General features: G+C 38.1%; 17 protein-coding genes and 2 pseudogenes. 10 read left to right on the top strand and 9 right to left on the bottom strand.

What is annotated here, in order from left to right; translation table 11 throughout:
- Positions 1-25 precede the first annotated feature (25 nt).
- Entirely contained in the window at positions 26-793 is a 768-nt protein-coding gene (locus JYB62_RS06130; protein ID WP_205644534.1) for a 3-keto-disaccharide hydrolase, read from the bottom strand.
- A gap of 129 nt (positions 794-922) precedes the next feature.
- Here JYB62_RS06130 and JYB62_RS06135 point away from each other — a divergent pair, with 129 nt between their 5' ends.
- Positions 923-3463, top strand: a complete 2541-nt coding sequence (locus JYB62_RS06135; protein WP_205644535.1) for a M14 metallopeptidase family protein — start codon at positions 923-925, stop codon at positions 3461-3463.
- 116 nt (positions 3464-3579) lie between these two features.
- Here JYB62_RS06135 and JYB62_RS06140 read toward each other — a convergent pair whose 3' ends face one another.
- The 4 genes and pseudogenes from JYB62_RS06140 to JYB62_RS06150 form a co-directional block, all read right to left on the bottom strand.
- The gene (locus tag JYB62_RS06140; protein ID WP_205644536.1) at positions 3580-3984 is read right to left on the bottom strand and encodes a TonB family protein; all 405 of its coding nucleotides are present in this window, start codon (positions 3982-3984) and stop codon (positions 3580-3582) included.
- A 110-nt stretch (positions 3985-4094) separates the two neighbouring features.
- Positions 4095-4409, bottom strand: a pseudogene (locus tag JYB62_RS20030) (energy transducer TonB); the annotation flags it as partial.
- Positions 4410-4625: 216 nt separating this feature from the next.
- A pseudogene (locus JYB62_RS20035) lies at positions 4626-5375 on the bottom strand (M56 family metallopeptidase); the annotation flags it as partial.
- The gene (locus tag JYB62_RS06150) at positions 5368-5745 is read right to left on the bottom strand and encodes a BlaI/MecI/CopY family transcriptional regulator (protein ID WP_074223727.1); all 378 of its coding nucleotides are present in this window, start codon (positions 5743-5745) and stop codon (positions 5368-5370) included. The gene JYB62_RS06150 and the pseudogene JYB62_RS20035, both read right to left, overlap by 8 nt.
- 491 nt (positions 5746-6236) lie before the next feature.
- On the opposite strand from JYB62_RS06150, the gene JYB62_RS06155 reads away from it, so the two are divergent.
- Genes JYB62_RS06155 through JYB62_RS06165 form a run of 3 tightly spaced genes read left to right on the top strand, consistent with a single transcriptional unit; the run spans position 6237 to position 11658 of the window.
- On the top strand, positions 6237-7580 hold the full coding sequence (locus JYB62_RS06155; protein ID WP_205644537.1) for an ATP-binding protein: 1344 nt from the start codon (positions 6237-6239) through the stop codon (positions 7578-7580).
- 49 nt (positions 7581-7629) lie between these two features.
- Complete coding sequence (locus tag JYB62_RS20040) at positions 7630-11283, top strand: sensor histidine kinase (RefSeq protein WP_205644538.1); 3654 nt, start codon at positions 7630-7632, stop codon at positions 11281-11283.
- 3 nt (positions 11284-11286) lie between these two features.
- Entirely contained in the window at positions 11287-11658 is a 372-nt protein-coding gene (locus JYB62_RS06165; protein ID WP_074223725.1) for a response regulator, read from the top strand.
- A 13-nt stretch (positions 11659-11671) separates the two neighbouring features.
- Here the strand turns inward: JYB62_RS06165 and JYB62_RS06170 are convergent, their stop codons facing one another.
- From JYB62_RS06170 to JYB62_RS06185, 4 genes are all read right to left on the bottom strand, one after another.
- The gene (locus JYB62_RS06170; protein ID WP_205644540.1) at positions 11672-12298 is read right to left on the bottom strand and encodes a low molecular weight phosphatase family protein; all 627 of its coding nucleotides are present in this window, start codon (positions 12296-12298) and stop codon (positions 11672-11674) included.
- A 9-nt stretch (positions 12299-12307) separates the two neighbouring features.
- A complete protein-coding gene (locus JYB62_RS06175; RefSeq protein ID WP_205644542.1) occupies positions 12308-12775 on the bottom strand; it encodes a DUF6428 family protein in 468 nt (155 codons plus the stop codon).
- A gap of 196 nt (positions 12776-12971) precedes the next feature.
- Positions 12972-13802: a DUF4249 family protein gene (locus JYB62_RS06180; RefSeq protein ID WP_205644543.1), complete on the bottom strand. Its 831-nt coding sequence runs from the start codon at positions 13800-13802 to the stop codon at positions 12972-12974.
- 1 nt (position 13803) lies between these two features.
- Positions 13804-16206: a TonB-dependent receptor gene (locus JYB62_RS06185; RefSeq protein ID WP_205644544.1), complete on the bottom strand. Its 2403-nt coding sequence runs from the start codon at positions 16204-16206 to the stop codon at positions 13804-13806.
- Between the two features lie 144 nt (positions 16207-16350).
- On the opposite strand from JYB62_RS06185, the gene JYB62_RS06190 reads away from it, so the two are divergent.
- From JYB62_RS06190 to JYB62_RS06215, 6 genes are all read left to right on the top strand, one after another.
- A complete protein-coding gene (locus tag JYB62_RS06190) occupies positions 16351-17316 on the top strand; it encodes a vWA domain-containing protein (RefSeq protein ID WP_205644545.1) in 966 nt (321 codons plus the stop codon).
- A 2-nt stretch (positions 17317-17318) separates the two neighbouring features.
- Entirely contained in the window at positions 17319-17963 is a 645-nt protein-coding gene (locus tag JYB62_RS06195) for a hypothetical protein (RefSeq protein ID WP_205644546.1), read from the top strand.
- A complete protein-coding gene (locus JYB62_RS06200) occupies positions 17953-18576 on the top strand; it encodes a hypothetical protein (protein WP_205644547.1) in 624 nt (207 codons plus the stop codon). The genes JYB62_RS06195 and JYB62_RS06200 overlap by 11 nt, the downstream gene beginning before the upstream one ends.
- A 168-nt stretch (positions 18577-18744) precedes the next feature.
- A complete protein-coding gene (locus JYB62_RS06205) occupies positions 18745-19926 on the top strand; it encodes an acetyl-CoA C-acyltransferase (RefSeq protein ID WP_205644548.1) in 1182 nt (393 codons plus the stop codon).
- Between the two features lie 45 nt (positions 19927-19971).
- Positions 19972-21060: a toxin-antitoxin system YwqK family antitoxin gene (locus JYB62_RS06210; RefSeq protein WP_205644549.1), complete on the top strand. Its 1089-nt coding sequence runs from the start codon at positions 19972-19974 to the stop codon at positions 21058-21060.
- A gap of 62 nt (positions 21061-21122) precedes the next feature.
- Positions 21123-22061 carry a phosphoribosylaminoimidazolesuccinocarboxamide synthase gene (locus JYB62_RS06215; RefSeq protein ID WP_205644550.1) on the top strand — a complete coding sequence of 313 codons (939 nt, stop codon included), beginning with the start codon at positions 21123-21125 and terminating at the stop codon, positions 22059-22061.

Raw genomic sequence — 22061 nt, forward strand, 5'->3', positions numbered from 1 at the left:
TATGTTGCTCCTTTCAAATGATTATTTAAAGCTTACGAACCCAAATATTTCTAAATCTTACTGGGTTTCCATGGTCTTGCAATTTGAGAGGCAATTCTTCTGGATGTGCTTTATAATTTGGAATACCAATGTATTCGGTTGGACCTTTTAAGGTAACATGGTTTTGAACCAAAACTCCATTCATTAACACGGTAACAGTAGCTGGAGAAGTGACGATCCCATCTTTGTTAAAGCGAGGTGCTTTAAAGATGATGTCATAGTAATTCCATTCACCAGGAGGTCTTAAAGCCATTGCCAAAGGAGCAAACTGCTTGTAAATACTACCTGCTTGACCATTGGTATAGGTTTTACTTTCGTAGCTATCCAATACTTGAACTTCATACAATCCCATCAAAAAGAAGCCTGAATTACCACGGCCTTGACCTTCCCCAACAATTTCGGTAGGTGCTGACCATTCTACATGATATTGTGCATCTCCAAAAGCAAGTTTGGATTGAATATCACCTTTTCCGCGAGTAACTACCAACTCACCATTTTCGATGGTCCATTCTGCCGGACTGGTCCCATCTTTTGCGCTTACAAAACCATTCAAGCTCGTTCCATCAAACAAAACGATGGCATCAGATGGTGGTGCAGTGTTATTGGCTCCAGGAGTAACTCTTGGAGGTACTGGAGTGTAAAATTCAGTTGCCTCTGGTCTCATTGGAGGCGGGGTTTTCTCTTGAGCATAAGCTAAAAAGCTGATACTAAATGCTGATAAGGTAAGCGCCAGGGTCAGCGATGTCTTTTTCATACAATAGATTATTTTAGGATAAATACTAAGGAGGATAATTTACTTCAAATTGACAGCAAACAAAAAACCATTGATGGATTTTTACCATTTTCCCTGAAATTCTATTCGATTTTGAAATAAATTGGACCTATGAAAAAACCACTACTTTCTTTATTTCTCGGAATATTCATGTGTTTGACCAGTCAGGCACAAGAAAACTACTTCTTTCCCGGTGAGACATTTAACCCGAATGTTCCATCCCCTTCCGAATTCCTTGGCTATAAAATTGGTGATTGGCATACCCGATATGATCTAATAGTCAAATATTTTGAAAAGCTCGACGAACTCTCGGAAATGGCTTCCCTAAAAACGATCGGTTATACGCATGAATTGCGACCCAAGATCATTTTAACCATTGCCTCTGAAGCCAATATGGGGAATTTGGAAGAGATTAGGTTAAAGCAATTACAATTAGCAGACCCTTCACAACCGAAACCAGATGTGAGCACCATGCCATCCATTATTCACCAAGGATATGGAGTACATGGAAATGAGCCTTCTTCTGCGGAAGCGGCCATGCTTACCGCCTACTGGCTATTAGCCTCTCAATCAGATTTAGCGAAAAACTTAAGAGAAAATGCAGTGGTCCATTTTGATCCAACAGTCAACCCAGACGGAAGAGATCGTCACAGTCATTGGGCCAATACCAATAAAGGCTTCCCTCCTGTAGCAGATCCTATGGATAGGGAACATAACGAAGTTTGGCCGGGAGGTCGAACCAACCACTATTGGTTTGACTTGAACCGTGATTGGCTTCCTTTGGCACACCCTGAATCCCAGGCCAAAATTGCCTGGTATCATACTTGGTATCCTAATGTGACTACTGACTTCCATGAAATGGGAACAAACAGCACCTATTTCTTTGAACCTACCAAACCATATGGAAGCGAAAACCCTGTGGTACCCAGAAAAAATTACGATGACATCAACACGAGATTTGCGAAATATTTTTCAAAATACCTAGATGAAATCGGTAGCCTGTATTGGACCAAAGAAGTCTTTGACAACAGCTACCCAGGCTATGGAAGTACCTACCCTGATATCCATGGAGGTTTGGGACTAGTGTTTGAGCAAGCAAGTAGTCGTGGTCATTTGCAGAGCAGCCAAAGAGGTGACATTAGCTTTGAATTTACAATTCGAAACCATGTAAGAAGTTCCCTGGCCACTATGGAAGCTGCATTGGACAACAAAAACTTCATGCATGATTATTTAAGAGAGTTCTTTGAAACTGCAGTTACTGAAGGAGCGAAAGACCCTACCAAGAATTATGTTTTTGGGGATGAATTTGACGAGAATAGAAACAGAATGTTTGTTCAATTCTTAATGGACCATCAAATCAAAGTCTATGAAAACACTGCTGACCTAAGTTTGGGTGGCTATGATTTCAAGAAAGGAAAATCCTGGGTCGTTCCTACTTCACAACCACAGTATAGAATGGTGAGAACTATGTTTGAAGAAGTCACCGAGTTTGCCGATTCTGTTTTTTATGATGCATCTACGTGGACCATGGCACATGCCTATGGTATGCCTTTCGCTGCCGGTCCATCTGTAAAGTTGGGGGAACAAGTAATTAACAATACTCCTACTCCCTATGAATTTCCAGATGGAAAAGCTTATGCCTACTTAATTGATTGGTCTGACTATTATGCTCCAAAAATGCTTTTCGATTTACAGAAAGCAGGCATCCATGTTGAAATTATCAACAGACCTTTTACTTCCCAAACCCAAAATGGACCCAGAGAATTTAGTGCAGGAACCTTGATGATCCCCATGGGATTCCAAAGTTTGAGTGAAAGCAATTTAGTAGATGAATTGAAAACTTTATCAATGGTGAATCATCAGCAGGTCTATGCTACTAGTACTGGTTTCAATTTGGAAGGAATTGATCTTGGTTCCAATCTAGTGGGTGCAGTAACCCAACCAAAAGTCATCATGGTGGTGGGAGATGGAGTGTCCAGTTACGAAGCTGGTGAAATCTGGTATTTACTAGACTCTGAGCTAGGCATGCCGATTACCAAAGTCAATTCTGATCAGATGGGAAGAGTAAATCTATATGATTATAATACGCTTATCCTTCCATCAGGTAATTACAATTCTTTTTCGGAATCAGTGGTAAACCATCTAAAAGACTGGATTAATAGAGGAGGAACCGTGATTTCCATGAAAACTGCCAGTCTTTGGTTAAATCAAAAGGAAATTATTAAAGAAAATATGGTCGCTCGAGGGGAAAGCACAGACCCAAAAGAGCTTCCATTTGCTGAAAGGTCTGCATTTGAAGGGGCAAAACAAGTGGGTGGAAGTATCTACATGGCGAGGTTGGATCTTACCCATCCCATCACATATGGCTACAATAGAGAAACACTTCCTGTATATAGAAACAATTCCATCTTCGTTCAACCAAGCAAAGACAAGTACCTCACTCCTATTCGATATACCGAAAACCCATTACTTGGAGGGTATATTTCTAATAAGAATCTGGAGCTGCTAAAGCAGAGTGCAAGTCTGATCGTTTCTCCTGTTGGAAGAGGACGAGTGATCAATTTCTTTGATTCCCCGAATTTCAGAGGAACTTGGTTTGGTACCAACAAACTCTTTCTAAACGCAATTTTCTTCGGAGACAAAATGGATTAACTCCCTTGGAAGCTCCCAATATAAAGCCAACTTGAATATTGATGTGCCCCCAATAAGTACCTAACTTTTTGGGGGCACATCATTTCAGAGGCTTTTCATTATTCAAGAACCATCAACTAAAGCTTGTATTTCACTGGCAGTTGAATTTGTGTATTTACTTTTTTTCCATCTTTCTCCCCAGGCGTCCAGCTTGGAAATGCTTTGACAACCCGAATCGCTTCTTCATCACAGCCAGCTCCTATACCTTTTAAAATTTCAGGATTGGAAATAGACCCATCCTGTTGCACCACAAAAGAAACTACCACTACTCCCTCAACTCCTTTTTCCTTTGCTTGCTCTGGATATTTCAAATTCTCCATCATAAATGCCATCAATCCCGACATACCTCCTGGTGGTTGTGGCATCACATCTACCTCCTGATGAACTTCTTGAGTTTGAGCAGTACCTTCCTGAACATTCATGAAAAAAATCATGCACAGCATCAGGGTAGTTATAATAATTGGTTTTGCGCTAGTTTTCATTGTTATACATTTTTTGGGTTTTACATATTGAATTAATTAGAGATCGGAATCTCAATTTCTTCAGGAAAGTCCTTTTTTACTTGGGATGGTTCTTTAGAGACTTCACCATTGCCTAGCATAAACCGGATCGGCAATCTCATTCTGGTATTGACAGCTCGGCCTCTTTGATTTCCAGGCTTCCAATCAGGAGAATTTTGCACTACTCGCAGCGCTTCTTCATCTGCACCTGCACCAATACCTCTTAAAATTTCAACATTGGAAACAGATCCATCCTTATTCACCACAAACTTTACGATGACAGTACCCTCCACTCCCATTCTTCGGGCCTGATCAGGATAGGATAAATTATTAGCCAAATACTCATTCCACCCTTTCATTCCACCTGGAGGAATAGGTTGATTTTCTACTATATCAAAAATTTCCTCTCCATCTTTACCTACATCATTTATCCTTGCTTTTAAATCAGTAATACCTACCGCAACTTCTTTTTCCCCATTTTGAACAGGCCCTTCTAATTCTTCATCAACTTGAGCGAGATCACAGGAAAATGCAAAAAACAAAAGTCCCAACACCGGTACAGCCCATAAAAAACGGCTTTTCTGTTTGCTTTGAGATTTTGTTTTATTCATCATGATAATCCTTTTTTTGGTTTGAAATTGGTTAAAGTTGTTCATGAATTGCCAACCCCTTCCTGCTGTTAACAACCTCAAAAGAAGTCTTGAATAGTCAGATTGGGAATAGGACTCAGTCACTCCTTGATCCGCCTGAAATTCATGCACCTCCCGAATCGAATTCTCATAGATGTATATCAAGGGATTGAACCAAAAAACAGTTTTTGCTAACTGTAGAAAAAGTAAATCCCAACTGTGCTTCTTCTTGACATGAACCGATTCATGAAGAATAATCCGTTGCTGATCTTCATCATCCATATGAAACTCAGGTAACAAAATATATTGAAAAAAGGAAGCAGGACTGAAATCAGGGTGCACTGCGATCATTTGATTTTGATAAAAAAGTAAGTTGGATTTACCCAGTAAATTGAACGACTGAAAAAATCCCAAAATCAATCTAGATGCAGTAAATAATACACCTAGTAAATAAATCCCACCAATTAATTGAAGCCAATTTAGATCAAAAACACTTTGATTATTGGCTACCTGATCTCCTACCCAAACCAAGGGAAGGGTTACCTCTTGTATCACATCGTTGTTTTGAAACAGAGCAAAATCAATGGAAATAGCTGGAATCATCAATGAAATTGCCAACATCGAAAGAAGAAAAAACCTATTCAAAGAAAAGAAAGTCAATTCACTCAATACCAATCTATAAAAGACCAAAGAGGCTGTAAGGCAAATACTCGCCTCGAGTAAATAGGTTAATAAATCATTCATTTTTCTTGGGGTTTTCGTAGTCCTCTATTAGCTTTTGCAAATCCTGGATCTCATCATCAGAGATATTCTTTTCTTTAACCATAAAGGAAAGAAAGTTACTAACAGAACCTTCAAAGAAATTCTTGACGATTCTATTGATGCTCTTTTTACTATACTCTGCTTGAGAGATAATTGGAAAAAACAAATGGGTGGTTCCATAGGTCTTATGACTGAGATACCCCTTCTTTTCCAATAATCTGATGGAAGAAGCCAAAGTAGTGTAAGGCGGTTTTGGTTCGGGTAATTCCTCCAAAACATCTCTGACCAAGGCATTTTCAAGCTTCCAAAAAATACCCATGATCAATTCTTCGTTGTGGTTTAATTCATTCATATGTCTAATCTAAAATGAATTTTTTAGAAACACTACGAAATTTTCATATATCTACGATTTTTTTGCTGAAACCCATTTAAACATCTTTTTAAATCGGAATTTTCTATGCTAGAAAAGGTTATTTTTCAAAATATTATTTAGTTAAAAAATCTGTCTATCAAATTTAAAATCTATTTTTTTGTAGTTAATCCCTATAAAATATTTTTTACCAATATTTTCTGTTAAATTATCTGAAGGTAAGTGCCTAAAGTATGGATAGTAATAACAGTTTATCCATCCCATTCATTCTTATGGTACTTTACTTCAATAAAAGTTCTTCATGATGCAAAAACCAGCAGCTAACTTTAAATTATTTCTTTAATCCCTTCGGGTTAAAAAAGCTTATTGGTTTACTTCATGCTAGGGTTAGGGCCACCATTTTTAGAAAAGCACTACAAACACTGAATAGATTCTAATTCTTCAATGAATCAAGACCATTCAATTGATAAGAGATGAGTTTAGATAAAGATTACTTACTTCAAAAATCAAAAGAAGAAATACTGAAGATATTCACTTCTGAGTATCCTTTGGAAAAGATTCCTGAGTTTATCGCAGAAGAAGTAAGTGGTTTTGGCACTACCCAAGATGAACGAGCCCATAATTTTCAAGAATTCATGAAAATATTGGTTTTACAATACCAACAATCCCAAGAAATGGGAATAGAAGTTTCTTTTGTAGAAAAGCCCTTTCATCAATGGCAAAATCTATCTAAAGATCTTGCGCTCTTAGTTCAGGAATTTGATTTATCTATCAAAAGTAAGGTTGGAGTGAATACTATTGACTTCAGGTTGAGTAGTCTTTTTGAATGGAAACAGGATTCCTGGAAACTCATCCATTGGCATGGCAGTACACCAGTCAATGTAGAAAAAGATGCCTGGCATGTGACGGAGTGGCAGAAAAAGAACGATGAGTTGAAACAGAAAGTCGAAGAGCAAACACAAAACTTAATGTTGAAGAACGAGCAACTCCAAAAAGCAAAAGAACAGATCGAAGACACCTTAAAAGAGCTTAAAGAAACGCAAGACCTTCTGATTCAATCAGAAAAAATGGCTTCTCTGGGCGAGTTGACTGCTGGAATTGCCCACGAAATCCAAAATCCACTCAATTTTGTCAACAACTTCTCAGAGCTCAGCAATGAATTGCTGGAAGAAATTCAGGAAGAAATAGAAAACAAAGACTTTGATGAGGTAAAGGCCATTTGCCAGGACCTGAAAGGAAACTTGGAAAAAATCAACCATCATGGCAAAAGAGCTGACTCCATTGTCAAAGGAATGCTTCAACATTCCCGAGCAAGTACAGGTCAAAAAGAATGGACTGACCTTAATGGCTTGGCAGATGAATATTTAAGATTGGCCTACCATGGCTTACGAGCCAAAGACAAATCCTTCAATTCTGAATTAAAAATGGATCTTGATCCGAATTTGCCTAAAGTCGAAATTATAGCCCAAGATTTTGGACGAGTGTTATTAAATATGATCAACAACTCTTTTTATTCGGTCAATGAAAAAAAGCAACAGCTCGGAGAATCATTCCAACCCGTAGTTTCTGTATCTACCAAACTATTAGACGGTCAAATTCAACTGAAAATCAGCGATAATGGAAATGGAATTCCTGAAGAAATAAGGCATAAAATCTTTCAACCTTTTTTTACTACCAAAGAAACTGGTCAAGGTACTGGCTTAGGTTTAAGTTTAAGTTATGACATTATAAAAGCACATGGAGGCACAATAAAAGTAGAGAGTAAAATTGGTGAAGGAACCTCCATCCTAATTGAAATTTCACAAAAGAAGGAATGAAATGAAGATGAACCATCAATCCTTTATAAGCTTATTGTCAACATGCTGTATGTTGGTTTTTTTGGCATCTTGTAAGCAAAGCAAAGAGGTCCCTTTTCCGGATAATCCATCTGGACTTTCCGCTCCTGTCACCAAACCTTTTTCCTTTCCCGAATTCAAAACCTTTGAATGGGAAAAAATCGAACAGGAAAACCATCCTAAAATCTCGAAAATCAATTTTCGCATAAGTAATTACCCCTCCAAACACTTTTCCATTCATGATTTCAAACCCCTCTTAGCCCCTATTTCCAAAAGTCCAATTAATTGGAAAAATCCTGAAGAAATTCAAATCAACTTAGATACCATTCAAACAGAAACCGTCCCCTATATCAGGTATTTGCTAGATGAGCCCACGATCACCAAGCTTGGCTCCTTGACAAAATGGGAAAACACAACTTCAGGAATTTTAAGAATCGGACAATCAGAAGGACTTTTGGGAAACTCAGTATACGCCATACTTGACGATCTCCAAGGTTCCATTTGGTTTTCCACAGAGAAAGGAATTCATCGATTCACCGGAGACCAGTTTGAAAACTACAATTTCACCCAAAGAACACTGGATGGAAATCAGGATCCAATTTCAGAAATGGTATTACTTTCTGATGGGAAAATTGCAATGATAGCCAATGGAACAGGGTTATACCTCTTGGATATACAAATCAAACTTGTTGAACAATATAAAATAGGCTCCAATTTCATAAGGTTAATGGAAGATGAAAAAGGACTTATATGGTTTTCCAATACCCAAAGAGGAGTTTCATTCTTAGATAGAGAAACCAAAACGATCAAGTTTTTAGCTGCCTTGACGGAAAAGACCGGGATTTTTTCGGCAGGTCTATTTATGGATTCAAATAGAAATATCTGGATGGGTTTTTTTCAGAAAATTGGTATTCTAAATCCTCAACGAACAGTCATTAGGATTCTGGACGAACAAAGCGGATATGATATAAAAACAATTGCGGCCAATTTTACAGAAGACGCCAATGGAGTGGTATGGGTCGGTAATTTTTCAGATGGAGCAAAAGGCATCTCTTTGGAAAAAGAAGAGTTATTGACATTGGGTAAAAAACAAGGTTACTATGGGCAGGGAAAGTCTTTTGAAATTGACTCTAAAGAAAGGTTATGGGTAGTGGATAATGATACCATTACTCTATATGACCCCCATAAAAACCTGATGAAAAAAATTCCAACAGGAGCAGAAGTTAGAGGTGCTGGAATTCCTAGTGCTACTTTACTGGACTCAAAAGGAAATCTTTGGGTAGGAACTACGTTGGTTGGAACCTTATTAATCAATCCTACAGGTATTCTTGCAGAGCATTTTGACAAATCAAATGGTTTGGCTAGCAATGACACCTGGGGTATGGCAGAAGATAAAAACGGAAAAATCTGGCTAGCTACCTATGAAGGGATTAACGTATATGATCCTGATTTAGAACAACTTTACTTAATAAAATTCCCAGATGACTTACTCGTAAACAATTATAGATCAATCAGTAAGCTCAAAAACGACCGATTGTTAATCGGGGGAATCAGAGGATTTGTTATCATAGATTTAGATCAAAATAGTGCAGAACTATTTCAGTTTAAAGCAGAGGTTTCCAGAATATTCTGGAAGGCTCATGAAAAAAATGACGGATCTATTTGGATGGGAACCCTTGATGGATTGATCAAATATGATCCAGCCGAAAATAGTTTTTTCAAAATAGATGAGTTTTCAGGCCTTTCTTCTAGTCGAATTTGGCTAATTGAAGAAGATAAAAACGGGAAACTCTGGCTGGGAAATGACTTAGGAATCAATGTACTCGATCCCAGCAATAACACCGTTACTTATTTAGGAAAATTCAATGGTTTGACGAGTGATTATGTATCCATGCTTCTTCAAACTCCACAAAAGGAATTGGTTTTTGGAGGAGACAATGGATTTTCCATCCTTAATCTGGACTCAATGAGCATCACGAATGTTCTTCCAGAAAATGGAATGGTCCCTCCTATTATGTATGACATGCTTGCCATAGGCGAGGATATTTATGTAGGGTCTGAAAATGGAATTGTAAAAGTGGTCAGACCAACCTACCAAAATCCAGATAAATCATGGAAATTTACTCGGTTCAGTAAACCCGAAGGATTTCCTTTTAATGATTATAATCAAGCCACTGCTATTTATACCTCTACAGGACAAATGTGGTGGGCTGCAGCGCCTATTCTTTCAGTGATAGAACAAAATGCTGAATTAGATACCATTAAGCCGACTGTAAGTATCTCTTCTGTAAATGTGATGGGGGAAAGTCCGAAATTTGTTAACTCTTCTTATTTAAAAAGTCAGCTTTCGGATACCGATTCTATTTTCAGTTCAGATCAATCTATTTTATATACCAAAAGCACCTTGCCTTTGGATTCGGGACTAATAAGCCATCAAAAAATTAAATGGGATAGTTTAAATCTAGCAAGTGGTTTACCAATTGGGATGAAAGTGCCCTATGACCAAAACTCATTTAATTTTTCATTTAACAATCCAGCAATCAAGGGCCGGGATAAAATTTTATACCGCTATGTATTGGAAGGAGCCGATGACTCATGGTCTTCCCCCTCTCCTGTAAGCAACTCTAAAAACTATTATAATTTAGTTCCGGGAGAATATAAATTTAAAGTTGCAACCACTGGATTCAACGGAGTTTGGAGTGACCCAGCCTCTTTTGAGTTCACCATTCTTCCTCCCTGGTGGCAAACCTGGTGGGCCTACCTCCTATTTTTCACGTTATTCTCTGCTTTGACTTATTCCATCGTGTACTTGCGTTCACAATGGCTTCAAAAAGAGAATAGAATTTTGGAAGAAAAGGTAAACCACAGAACCATTCAGCTTAAAGAAAAAATCGAAGAACTTAAAAACACCCAAAACCAATTAATCCAATCCGAAAAAATGGCTTCACTTGGGGAATTGACTGCAGGTATTGCACATGAAATTCAAAACCCATTGAACTTTGTGAATAATTTCTCAGAGGTAAATGCTGAGTTATTGGTTGAACTAAAAGAAGAAATTGATGCTGGAAACAAAGAGGAAGTTGCTGATCTCATCAAAGACATTATTGATAACGAAGAAAAAATAAACTTACATGGCAAAAGGGCCGATGCCATCGTAAAAGGCATGCTTCAACATAGTAGATCCAGTAATGGGCAGAAGGATCCAACAGATATCAATGCGTTGGCAGATGAATACCTTAGGCTTTCCTATCATGGATTAAGAGCTAAAGACAAATCCTTTAATGCAAATATGGAAACTGATTTTGATCCAACTTTGCCTAAAATCAATGTGGTAGCTCAAGATGTAGGAAGAGTAATCCTCAACCTCATCACCAACGCATTTCATGCCGCTTCAGAAAAGAAGCAGAAGTTAAATGGTACCGAATTTATTCCCACTGTAAAAGTGACCACAAAAAATTATCAAGACCATATCGAGATTTTGATCAAAGACAACGGAAACGGTATTTCCGATTCGGTTAAACAAAAAATTTTCCAACCATTTTTCACCACTAAACCAACGGGCCAAGGAACCGGTCTGGGGTTATCTCTCAGCTATGACATCATTAAATTTCATGGAGGAGAAATTCAAGTTGATTCGGAACTTGGTTCAGGAGCACAGTTCAAACTTATTATTCCAAAAATTTAAATTATGAAAATTCTTGTTGTTGACGATGAAGTAGACGTGAAAACCTTATTTGAACAGCGGTTCAGGAAGGAAATTCGTTCTAAAGCAGTAGACTTTGTCTTCGCTTTTTCGGGAAAAGAGGCATTGCAGTACATTGATCAATTGAATCATGAAGCAATTCTTATTCTCTCTGATATCAATATGCCAGGCATGAGTGGCTTAGAGCTTTTAAAAGAAATCAAGCAAAAAGAGCTCGTCCCAAAGCCAATCGTCATGATGATCTCGGCTTATGGAGACGAGCAAAATTACAATACCGCCAAAAGTTTAGGGGCTGATGAGTTTTTAACTAAACCTGTAGATTTTAAATTATTGAAAGAAAAGCTTCAACTGAATTAACAAATAGTCCCGCCTAATTTTGGGTTTCTTGTTCTTGAACCATCCCAAAAACATAAAATAGCTCTGAGGCAATTTGAATAGATCGTTCCCTATACTTTTGACTTTCTAGTTCAGTATCGTCAAATAATTTCGGATCCTCGTATTTTAAAGGAAGTCTGACTTCTGCTCCAGGTATGAATGGACAATTTTTATCCGCATGGTCACAGGTCATCACGGCTGCAAAATCATTCTTTGGATTGATTTCGTCAGAGAAAATTTTTGAAAACGCAATGATAGCAGGCCGGTCCTTGGCATATTTAATCTCATAAGTAGGATTTGATCCAGCTCCTGATTGAATTTCAAAGCCCATTTCTTCTAAGGATTTAATTGCTCTCGGATTAAAAGCGGTTATTTCCACACCTCCTGAATAACTACCTAATACTATCCCGAAATAATCTGAAGCCACCTTAGCCCAAACTTGGGAGAACTGACTCCTGCGGCTATTATGGGTACAAATAAAATTCAAATTGACAGGATCACCATTATTCAGCTTTTGACTAATATAATGTATCAAAGGGGCAAGCTCCAATTTTCGGCTCTCCTGGATAGGAGTTTGCTTAACCTCTGTAAGTGTTTGCAATAATTTAGGAAAAATCTCCATAGTGTAAATTTAGCAAAAACCTCCTCCCGGTGAACAAGAAATAGCTGTATTCATTTTATTTATTGATAATTCAGAACTTGATTTTGGAGCTCCACAAGTCTCTTTGGCTAGACAGGTAGTTTGTTTAGTAGTCAAATTGATATTTCCATCAATGACTTGAATACCATATTTACCGATGGTATCACCTTGGTATTCTACCTCAATTTCATGATCCTCTAACCTCAAGGCTTGTACGGATAAGTTAATAATATGTAAAAGCTTCTTGGCTCCTAATCTATGATTAAAATCCCCATCTTCCCAAAGCTGGAATGATACTGCTTTGTCCTCTCTGATTTTCCCACCACAATCAATAAACTTCTTATTGATTTGGCCTATTTCGGTTACATGAAAATGTGAAGGAACAAGTTCACCATTTGGAAGAACAAATCTCAACTCTTCCAATTCTTTCAATTCTGTTGTCAATTCTGATAGTTTCATAGCTATTAATTGTAATATTGCGATAAATAAATTCAAATTTTTTTCTTTCCCCAATTAGACCTATTCAAAATCTGCTCTTCCCAAAATTATTCTGGATGGAGATGTTTTTGAAAATAACTCATTGAAAAGAATATGCATTGAAGTGGTTTTTTTAATACATCGTAATATTACGATTAAATAAGAAATTAAAAAAGGATTATTCCTTTTTTATAAAAATCGATTCATTTAATACCGGAGAAACTAGAAAATACCCTAAGACTTTTCCTTTGCCGGAATCCACCTTGAAATTGGTTTCCGGATTTTGAGGAGGAGGACTAAACAAGCCTCCGTCATTGAATAGTAACCCGACTAATTGAGTAAAATAATCATAGGTATCTTTATTCATTCGAAACAATTCAAGTCTTACCTTATCCCCTTCTTCAAAAGGATAATTCAACTCCAAGCCTTCTTCAAAAAACTTCAATCCAAACGTATCGTCAAACAACAAATAATCATCACGATCATTTCTCAAGGTATCATTTTCAATTACCCGAATTCTATAATAATTATCTTCTTCAAAAGGAATCTTACCATAAACTTTAATGTAATATCCTTCTTCCCTGAATAATCGCTCTTCTTGGTAGCTATAGGTCAAACTATCTAAGGTAGGTGCTTCTAGCATCAGCCCTCTCGCTGAATATAGTTCATCTTCCCACCTTACTTGTACTTCATAGGTCACCCCCACTTTTGCCACATAATTATTAGATATAGGCTTATAACTCTTGGTTTCATTATTAAATCTAAAGGGAATCCGTTCTTGCGTTCCAGGAACCAATATGGACACCTGTGCGTCAGAAATGATGGTAATGTCAGTAGTATCAAAATAATTTTCGGCCAAGGAAACTTTCACTTCATTGAAAAATGGTTTATCAGTCCAGGTTGCTTCAATTACAGGCACTACCTCATCCAAAGTAGTTAAAGGAAGCGTTACCTCTTCTTGACAAGAAAAAAGTCCAATTAATAATAACAGGTATCCTAATTTTTTCATCTTAAAATTGAAAGTTATAGGTAATTGATGGTAAAAAAGTAAATAAATAAGTCATTACAATCCCTTGCTCTTTTGACACCACAGGGCCATCCACATCTGGATCATAATTTATTTGACCATTAAATATTTCTCTGAATTCATAGGCAAAAGGATTCTTCCTTCCGTACAAATTATAGATACTGAAATTCCAACTTCCTTTCCATTTTCTCCCCTTATCCGGGTTTTTCCAAGTGATAGAGGCGTCCATTCGGTGATAATCAGGAAAACGATCTTTATTTCTGTATTCAGAATAAAGAGGAATTACTTGATTGTCTACCTCATAGGTCCCTATTGGAAATGATACAGCCTGCCCAGTAGTATATACGAAAGTCAAACCAGCTGACCATGCAGGAGAAAACTCATGGTTCAACACCAAGGTAACATCATTGGGTCTGTCATACCGAGGGTTATATCTTTCTCCTAGACTTATCCCTTCAATCTTCCTCCATGTCCGTGAATAGGTATAAGAAAGCCAACCCGTGGTCTTCCCTACATTTTTTCTTAATAAAAATTCCACCCCATAAGCATAGCCATCCCCAGTCAGAATTTCCGTTTCCACCTGATCTGTAAAGAGCACAGAGGCCCCATTTTTTAGGTCTATGACATTTCTGATATCCTTGGCATACGTTTCTAGTGAAAACTCCCATTTATTGTCTAGGAAATTTCTGTAAAACCCGATTGATAGTTGATCTGACCGCAAAGGGGCCATGTATTTCCCAGCTAGTATCCATCGGTCTATAGGTAGACCTGCCGAACTATTAGTCGCAATTTGTACGTACTGAAAATTTCGGTTATAGGCAGCTTTGATAGAAAATTCATCATTTACCAAGTATCTAAAGGCTAGCCTAGGCTCTAAACCTTGGTAAAAATGCATGGCCTGAAAAGCAGGGTACCCAATACTGTCCACCACTTCAACTTCCTCGTCCGGAATTCCACCTTCGTAGAAGTAGTCTACCCCTTTTCCTATCTGATGGTAAAATCCCCATCTCAACCCCAAATCAACGCTAAATTTAGGACTTAGCTCTTTTGTCATTCCTGCAAAAACACTATTCAGAATCCCGTTTTTCGGATTGGTTGCGATTGGTTCGATGGCACTTCCTCCCTTAGGATACAAACCGATGGGTGCAAAATGATAATATTGACTTTGAAATCCCCAAAAGGATTGGAATCGATCCGTTTTGTTCCAGCTCCATTGCCCTTTTACTCCTGTCTCAGAAAGCTTATTCTTCCAACTAAAGCCATTATCGGGATCTTCAAAATCTACTTGATAATTATATCTAGAGTGGTATGCCTCCAAATCGAAAAACGAATTTTCAGAAATGATATGTCCCCAGGTAGCAGCACTCACCCAATTTCTCCACCCTAATCCGAACTGGTCATCCAACCCTAAAAAATCACTTCCTTCATAGCTTGAAAGCGTAAGTTTATCTTTATCACCTAAGCGAAATGCGAATTTGGCACTTAAATCATGAAAGTTTAATTTATTGTTTCTTACATCCTCATTATTGGAGAGTTTCAAAAATAAGTCCGCATAAGTTCTCCTTCCCGATATCGCAAAAGTCGAATTTTCAGAAAAAAGTGGACCATCCAGCATCAATCGAGAAGAAATGGTTCCAATCCCTCCCTGCCCATGAATTTGATCATTATTCCCTTCTTTTAAAGAAACATCCACCAAAGCGGCTAAACGTCCACCATAACTAGCAGGCATATTGCCTTTGTAGAAATCTATCTGATCTAATGCATCCGGACTAAAGACTGAAAAAAAACCAAAAAAGTGAGAAGGGTTATAAACTGGAGCTCCATCCACCTGAACCAAATTTTGATCTGCAGATCCACCCCGTACAAACAATCCTGTGGTTCCTTCGCCTGCAGTCTGAATTCCTGGAAGAAGTTGCAAACTCCTAAGCAAATCTACCTCTCCAAATAATGCAGGGATATTCTTGATGGTTTCAATAGGAATTCTTGCTTTCCCAGTTTCCAAATTCCGGACTTGTTCATCAGGCCTCCTTTCTTGAATGATGATTTCATCCAAAGAAAGCTCTGAAGGTTTTAAGAAAAATCGAACATCTTTTCCTTCTTCAATTTTCGAAATAGTCCGGATTGACTGTTCATATCCCACATAGGACACTACTAATCTTGCTGGTAATTCCCGGCTTTTCAGTCGGAAATTTCCATTTAAATCAGTCACTACCCCAGAAGAAACGTCCTCTTCCCAATATACGCTGGCTCCAATTAATGGCTCGGAATTACTCGCGTCTAGGACTTCTCCGATTAGAATAGAATTGTTTTGAGCAGAAAGAGTACCTGATATCCCAAATAGTACCCAGACAAATAAAAAAATGAAATCCTTACGGAAAAGCTGCATTCTTCGATCTTTAGTGCTTTAACTTCATTGTTATACTAATAATTAAAATTAATGTTTGTTAATTTTCTCAATTCTTTAGACGTACATCCGACCACTCTTTTATTAGTAGCTTTTAAAGTAAGGTTTATTTTATAATTTCAGGCCATGATTTGGGCATATCCCGACGTAAAACTCACACTCTTATTAGCCGGTATTTTTGGCTTGTTATATTTCATTTACCTAACTAGGTATTGGTCAATCAATAAGCGGCTAGAAGTAGAAAAAAGAAGACTATTCACCAAAATGGTCATTAGAACTACTTATTTCGTATTGTTTCTAATTGCATTTGCAGGCCCCTCCATTGGTACCTCCACAAAAGAGATCAAAGAAGAAGGCAAAGATATCTTCATTGCGGTAGACCTTTCCCAGTCAATGAATGCTACTGACATTGGCCCTAGTAGGCTTCAGCGGGTGAAGTTTGAATTAAAAGAACTTACTAAAAGCTTCCCTTCAGACCGAATTGGATTGATCATATTTAGTTCAGAGGCATTTTTACAATGCCCTTTGACCTTTGACCAAAGTGTTCTTCAACTATATATTGATGGATTGAATACAGGGTTAGTTCCCAATTTTGGAACAGATTTGAATTCCCCTCTTCGAATTGCACTAGATCGATTTGAAAAAGATGAAAGTCAAGAAGTGAAATCCAAATCAGTTATTTTGATTTCTGACGGAGAAAACTTTGGGGATGAATTGGAAACCATAGGAAGTCAGTTGAATGACTTGGGAGTGAAAGTGTTTTCCTTGGGTATAGGAACAGAAGCAGGAAGTACCATCCCAAGAGGAAATGGCGTGGTGATTGATCCACAAACTGGAGAACCTGCTAGATCCGTCCTCGAGAGAACCCCTCTCCAACAAATTGCTGCTGAAACAAACGGTCAGTATTTTGAGATTTCTGATCAAGTACAGGAAATTGGTGAATTGATCAACAGTTTAGAGAGATTAGAAGGAGGAGTGACAGGTTCCAGAATTGTTGAAGCTTCAGCAAATAAGTATTTCTATTTTCTTCTTGCTGCATTAGCCTTATCTTTAATAGATATGATTTTACCTATTAAAACCATTAAATTATAATGATGAGTTGGAGCAAAGTTTTATTGGCAACCTTGGTGCTAATTCCTGCCTCCTGGACTCGGGTTTCACGCCTCAATACTGCCATTGAAGAAGCGGAAGAAAGTTACTCTAAGACAGAGTATGAGCTTTCTGTTGAAAAGCATTTGGCTTTAATTGAAAACTTTCAATATGCTTCACCTAATCTGGATTTTAACCTTGGATTAAGCTATCAATATTCTGAAAAACCAGATGAAGCTGCTGCATCTTTTGACAAGGCTTCGATCTCTCCTGATAAAACCATTTCTTCATTTTCCTTCAACCAATCCGGTGTCTTACTCGGAAATAAGCAGGAATATGAAGCAGCGTTAAACAAATTTCAATCGGCATTGATTAAAGACCCCACAAATGAAGTGGCCCGTTACAACTATGAAATGTTGGCTCGCTGGTTGAAGAGAGATGAGGAGCGTAAAAATGAAGATCAAAATAAACCAGAGCCATCCGAGTTTGCTAAGCGAAAAAAAGCAGAAGCAGATCGATTGGTGGAACAATTTAGATTTAAAGATGCGTTGAACTTAATGAACGAGGCGTTACAGCAGGATGAAACTGTTGCTGCCTATCAAGAGTTTATTAGTACCTTAACCGAAGTCACAGAAATCGATGAAAATTAGAATAGTAACATTTCTTGGATTATTCTTAATGCTTGCTTGGTTTCCAGTAAGTGCACAGACTTCTGGAGATTATTTTAACAGAGCTGCAAGGTCCTATGTTAAAACACAAAAAGAACAAGCTTTAAACACTGTAAATGAAGGGCTTGGAAAGTTTCCAGGCGATGCAAAGCTCCAGGCTTTGAAAGAAAAGCTGGAAAAAGAACAAGAAGAAGAGCAGGATAAACAACAACAAAACCAAGACCCTCAGCAAAACCAGGATCAGCAGCAGAAAGATGATAATCAGCAAGGAGAAGGGGAACAATCTGAGCAGCAACAGCAAAAGGATCAGGGAGAGAAAACCCAGGAAGATCAAGCCAAAGAAGGACAGGAAGGAGATCCCTCCGAGAAAACAGAAGATGAGGTAGGCGAAAATGCCAACGATCAAAAGGATGCAAATTTAGCAGATAGGCAAAAGGCTATGGAAGAGTTTAAAGAAAAACTCAAAGCCATGAATTTGACACCTGAACAGGCAGCCCAAATTTTGGAAAGTATGAATGCTGCAGAATTGCGTTACATTCAACAGAATAAGAAAAAACCAACTCAAAGACCGAAAAGAGGGATTCCTGATTGGTAAATCGACCAAAACATTGCCTGTCTAAATTCAACCCTTGGCACTGATACTTGGATTCTGCTATGCAGATATTATTTGACCTTTAAGACCAATCAATTGGTTCATTCAAGTCAATCTTATTTGATCCATATTCCTCAGTTTTATTATTAGATTAATTAAAACCCAAATAGCATGTTTAAAGAAGTTTTTATAGTTGCCGCAGTTAGAACTCCCTTGGGAAGTTTTGGTGGTAAATTAGCTGGTTTAACCGCGGTGGAATTAGGAAGTACTGCCATCAAAGGTGCTTTAACCAAATCAGGTGTAAGTTCCGAGGAGGTAAATGAGGTGTTTATGGGAAATGTAATTTCAGCCAATTTAGGGCAGGCTCCTGCACGGCAAGCTGCTTTAGGAGCTGGGATTGGTTATGATGTTCCTTGTACAACCGTCAATAAAGTCTGCGCTTCAGGAATGAAAGCGGTCATGTTTGGAGCTCAATCCATTATGCTAGGGATCAATGATGTGGTAGTGGCCGGCGGAATGGAAAGCATGTCCAATGTTCCTTTTTATGTCCCTAAAGCCCGATTTGGTTACAAATATGGAAATGCCGAATTCGTAGATGGTTTAGTTAAAGACGGGCTTTTCGAAGTTTACAATAAGTTTCCAATGGGAAATTGTGCTGACAATACAGCACGTGAAATGAATATTAGCAGAGAAGAGCAAGATGCTTATGCCATTCAATCTTATCAACGATCTGCAGATGCTTGGGCAAAAGGTTATTTCAAAGAGGAAGTAGTTCCTGTAGAAATGAAAGGTCGCAAAGGTGAGGCAATCGTTATAGACGAGGATGAGGAATATAAGAATGTCATGTTTGATAAAATCCCTTCTCTCCGTCCTGTGTTTGATAAAGAAGGCACCGTCACTGCTGCTAATGCCAGTACAATGAATGACGGAGCTTCCGCATTGATTTTGGTAAGTAAAGAAAAATTAGAAGCGCTTGGTCTTACTCCATTAGCTAAGATCCGAGGTTTTGCAGATGCTGCCAAAGACCCTCTTTGGTTTACCACAGCACCAGCCCTAGCAATACCCAAAGCGCTTAAGCATGCTGGAGTGTCTGCAGATGAGGTAGACTTTTATGAAATTAATGAAGCCTTCTCAGCTGTGGCATTAGCTAATCAAAAAGAATTAAATCTTAATAATGATCGTTTGAATGTTTTTGGGGGCGCAGTCTCTTTAGGTCATCCACTTGGAGCTTCCGGTGCTAGAATTATTTCTACTTTAAACTCGGTATTACATCAAAAATCAGGTAAAATCGGAGTGGCAGGAATATGCAACGGAGGCGGGGGTGCATCAGCAATCGTAATTGAGAAACTATAATAGTCAGCAGAGGTCCTACTACATTTATAACCGGAATACTTGAATATGGGAATGAAATTTCCAGTCATCTTCTTTTTTTCAATTCTTATCAATTGTTCCGTTTTTGGACAAGACACTGTAAGGACTTATTACGGTGGAGATTTCCCTACTCTAAAAGAAGTTTTTGTCAAAGTAAATGGAGTAGCACAAGGCGTAGTCAAACGATATGATGAGGAGCGAAACCTTATTTTAATTGGACATTTAAAGGATGATAAAAAAGAGGGACTTTTTTACGATTTGGACCCAAGAACAGGTGACACTACCAGAATCACTCAATTTGTAGATAATGAGCGATCAGGCCCAAGCAAAAGCTTTTATCCTAATGGACAAATCCGTCAGGAATTGACTTTTGAAGGGAATCAAATTGAAGGTTTAGTGACTTCCTATTTTGAAAATGGTCAAGTCCAGGACAAAACGGTATTCATGAACAATAAACCCAATGGGTTAAGTGAAAAATACTATGAATCTGGGGTTTTAGCCTCAAGAATATATTACCAGGACGGAACACTCGATGGAACCTACGAGGAATTTTACGAAGATGGTACACCACAGATTACCTCCTATTATATCGAAGGTGATTTGGATGGTCGCGAAACGGTTTATTTTCCGAATGGAGGAATAGAAGCCATTCGAGATTATAAAAGAGGTGAACTTCACGGTTCCTATGACCTCAACTATGAAACAGGGGAGCCTTTGAGAAGAAGTACTTATAAAAAAGGGCTTGCGGAAGGAGAACTTGTGATTTATTATAAATCAGGTGAAATCAAGGAAAAAGGAATTTTCAAAAAAGGTGTCGCTTTAGAGCCCTATAAAGAATATTATCAGTCTGGAATACTCAAAGCACAAAAGAATTTTGATACACAGGGTAATATCATCAATGAAATCACCTACCATGAAAATGGTCAGGTAAACTTTGAACTGAACTACCTAAACGGGGAACTAGAGGGTGAAGTAAAAATATTTAGAGAGGATGGCTCACTAGAGGAAATCCGCCGGTATCAAAAAGGATTTCTTTCAGGAAAGCAGGAGTTTTTTGATGAAAATGGAACGTTAATCCGGACAGTGGTTCATGAAAATAGAAACCAAAGATCATAATTAATAGAAATCGAAGGAGAAGAAAGCAAAAGCTTTTCTATTTTTGCCAAAACTGAATTCGCATGAGCAACGCTATAAAAGAAACTCAATTTAAATTTCCAGGACAGATCGGATTTTACAAGGGAAAAGTACGTGATGTATATATTTTTGAAAAAGAACTTGTAGTTGTGGCATCCGATAGAATTTCGGCTTTCGATGTAGTGTTGCCTAGACCCATCCCTTTCAAAGGTCAGGTATTAAATCAGATTGCTGCAAAATTTCTAGAAGCCACCTCTGATATCGTTCCTAATTGGGTAACTGCTACGCCTGATCCAAATGTGACGATTGGTAAAAAATGTGAGCCCTTCAAAGTTGAAATGGTGATTAGAGGGTACATGGCAGGCCATGCTGCCAGAGAATACAAAGCTGGAAAAAGAACACTTTGTGGAGTAGAGCTACCTGAAAACATGCGTGAGAATGATCCTTTTCCGGAACCAATTATTACTCCAACTACCAAAGCTTCTGAAGGTCATGATGAAGACATTTCAAAAGAGGCTATTTTAGCCCAAGGCATTGTGAGTCCTGAGGACTATGCTATTCTTGAGAAATATACACGAGCACTTTTCAAAAGAGGACAAGAAATGGCCAATGCCATGGGGTTGATTTTGGTGGACACCAAATATGAATTCGGAAAGTTCGGAGACAAAATTTTACTGATCGATGAAATCCACACCCCTGATTCCTCCAGGTACTTTTACGCAGAAGGCTATGAAGAAAATCAGGAAAAGGGGCTTCCTCAAAAACAATTGTCTAAAGAATTTGTGAGACAATGGTTGATTTCTAATGGATTTCAAGGTAAAGAGGGACAAACTGTTCCCGAAATGACAGATGAAATTGTAGATAGCATCTCTGATCGCTATATTGAGCTGTTCGAAAAAATCACCGGCGAATCATTCCAAAAAGCTGAAACCAGTCAAATTTCTAATAGAATAGAAAAAGCAATACTTGCCCATTTGGGTTAA

Source organism: Algoriphagus lutimaris (genome assembly GCF_017051705.1).
GTDB lineage: Bacteria > Bacteroidota > Bacteroidia > Cytophagales > Cyclobacteriaceae > Algoriphagus > Algoriphagus lutimaris.

Bases quoted from the DNA above. Each gene is read 5' to 3' on its own strand.
- JYB62_RS06130 (WP_205644534.1), bottom strand. From the start codon at position 793: ATGAAAAAGACATCGCTGACCCTGGCGCTTACCTTATCAGCATTTAGT.
- JYB62_RS06135 (WP_205644535.1), top strand. From the start codon at position 923: ATGAAAAAACCACTACTTTCTTTATTTCTCGGAATATTCATGTGTTTG.
- JYB62_RS06140 (WP_205644536.1), bottom strand. From the start codon at position 3,984: ATGAAAACTAGCGCAAAACCAATTATTATAACTACCCTGATGCTGTGC.
- JYB62_RS06150 (WP_074223727.1), bottom strand. From the start codon at position 5,745: ATGAATGAATTAAACCACAACGAAGAATTGATCATGGGTATTTTTTGG.
- JYB62_RS06155 (WP_205644537.1), top strand. From the start codon at position 6,237: ATGAGTTTAGATAAAGATTACTTACTTCAAAAATCAAAAGAAGAAATA.
- JYB62_RS20040 (WP_205644538.1), top strand. From the start codon at position 7,630: ATGTTGGTTTTTTTGGCATCTTGTAAGCAAAGCAAAGAGGTCCCTTTT.
- JYB62_RS06165 (WP_074223725.1), top strand. From the start codon at position 11,287: ATGAAAATTCTTGTTGTTGACGATGAAGTAGACGTGAAAACCTTATTT.
- JYB62_RS06170 (WP_205644540.1), bottom strand. From the start codon at position 12,298: ATGGAGATTTTTCCTAAATTATTGCAAACACTTACAGAGGTTAAGCAA.
- JYB62_RS06175 (WP_205644542.1), bottom strand. From the start codon at position 12,775: ATGAAACTATCAGAATTGACAACAGAATTGAAAGAATTGGAAGAGTTG.
- JYB62_RS06180 (WP_205644543.1), bottom strand. From the start codon at position 13,802: ATGAAAAAATTAGGATACCTGTTATTATTAATTGGACTTTTTTCTTGT.
- JYB62_RS06185 (WP_205644544.1), bottom strand. From the start codon at position 16,206: ATGCAGCTTTTCCGTAAGGATTTCATTTTTTTATTTGTCTGGGTACTA.
- JYB62_RS06190 (WP_205644545.1), top strand. From the start codon at position 16,351: ATGATTTGGGCATATCCCGACGTAAAACTCACACTCTTATTAGCCGGT.
- JYB62_RS06195 (WP_205644546.1), top strand. From the start codon at position 17,319: ATGAGTTGGAGCAAAGTTTTATTGGCAACCTTGGTGCTAATTCCTGCC.
- JYB62_RS06200 (WP_205644547.1), top strand. From the start codon at position 17,953: ATGAAAATTAGAATAGTAACATTTCTTGGATTATTCTTAATGCTTGCT.
- JYB62_RS06205 (WP_205644548.1), top strand. From the start codon at position 18,745: ATGTTTAAAGAAGTTTTTATAGTTGCCGCAGTTAGAACTCCCTTGGGA.
- JYB62_RS06210 (WP_205644549.1), top strand. From the start codon at position 19,972: ATGGGAATGAAATTTCCAGTCATCTTCTTTTTTTCAATTCTTATCAAT.
- JYB62_RS06215 (WP_205644550.1), top strand. From the start codon at position 21,123: ATGAGCAACGCTATAAAAGAAACTCAATTTAAATTTCCAGGACAGATC.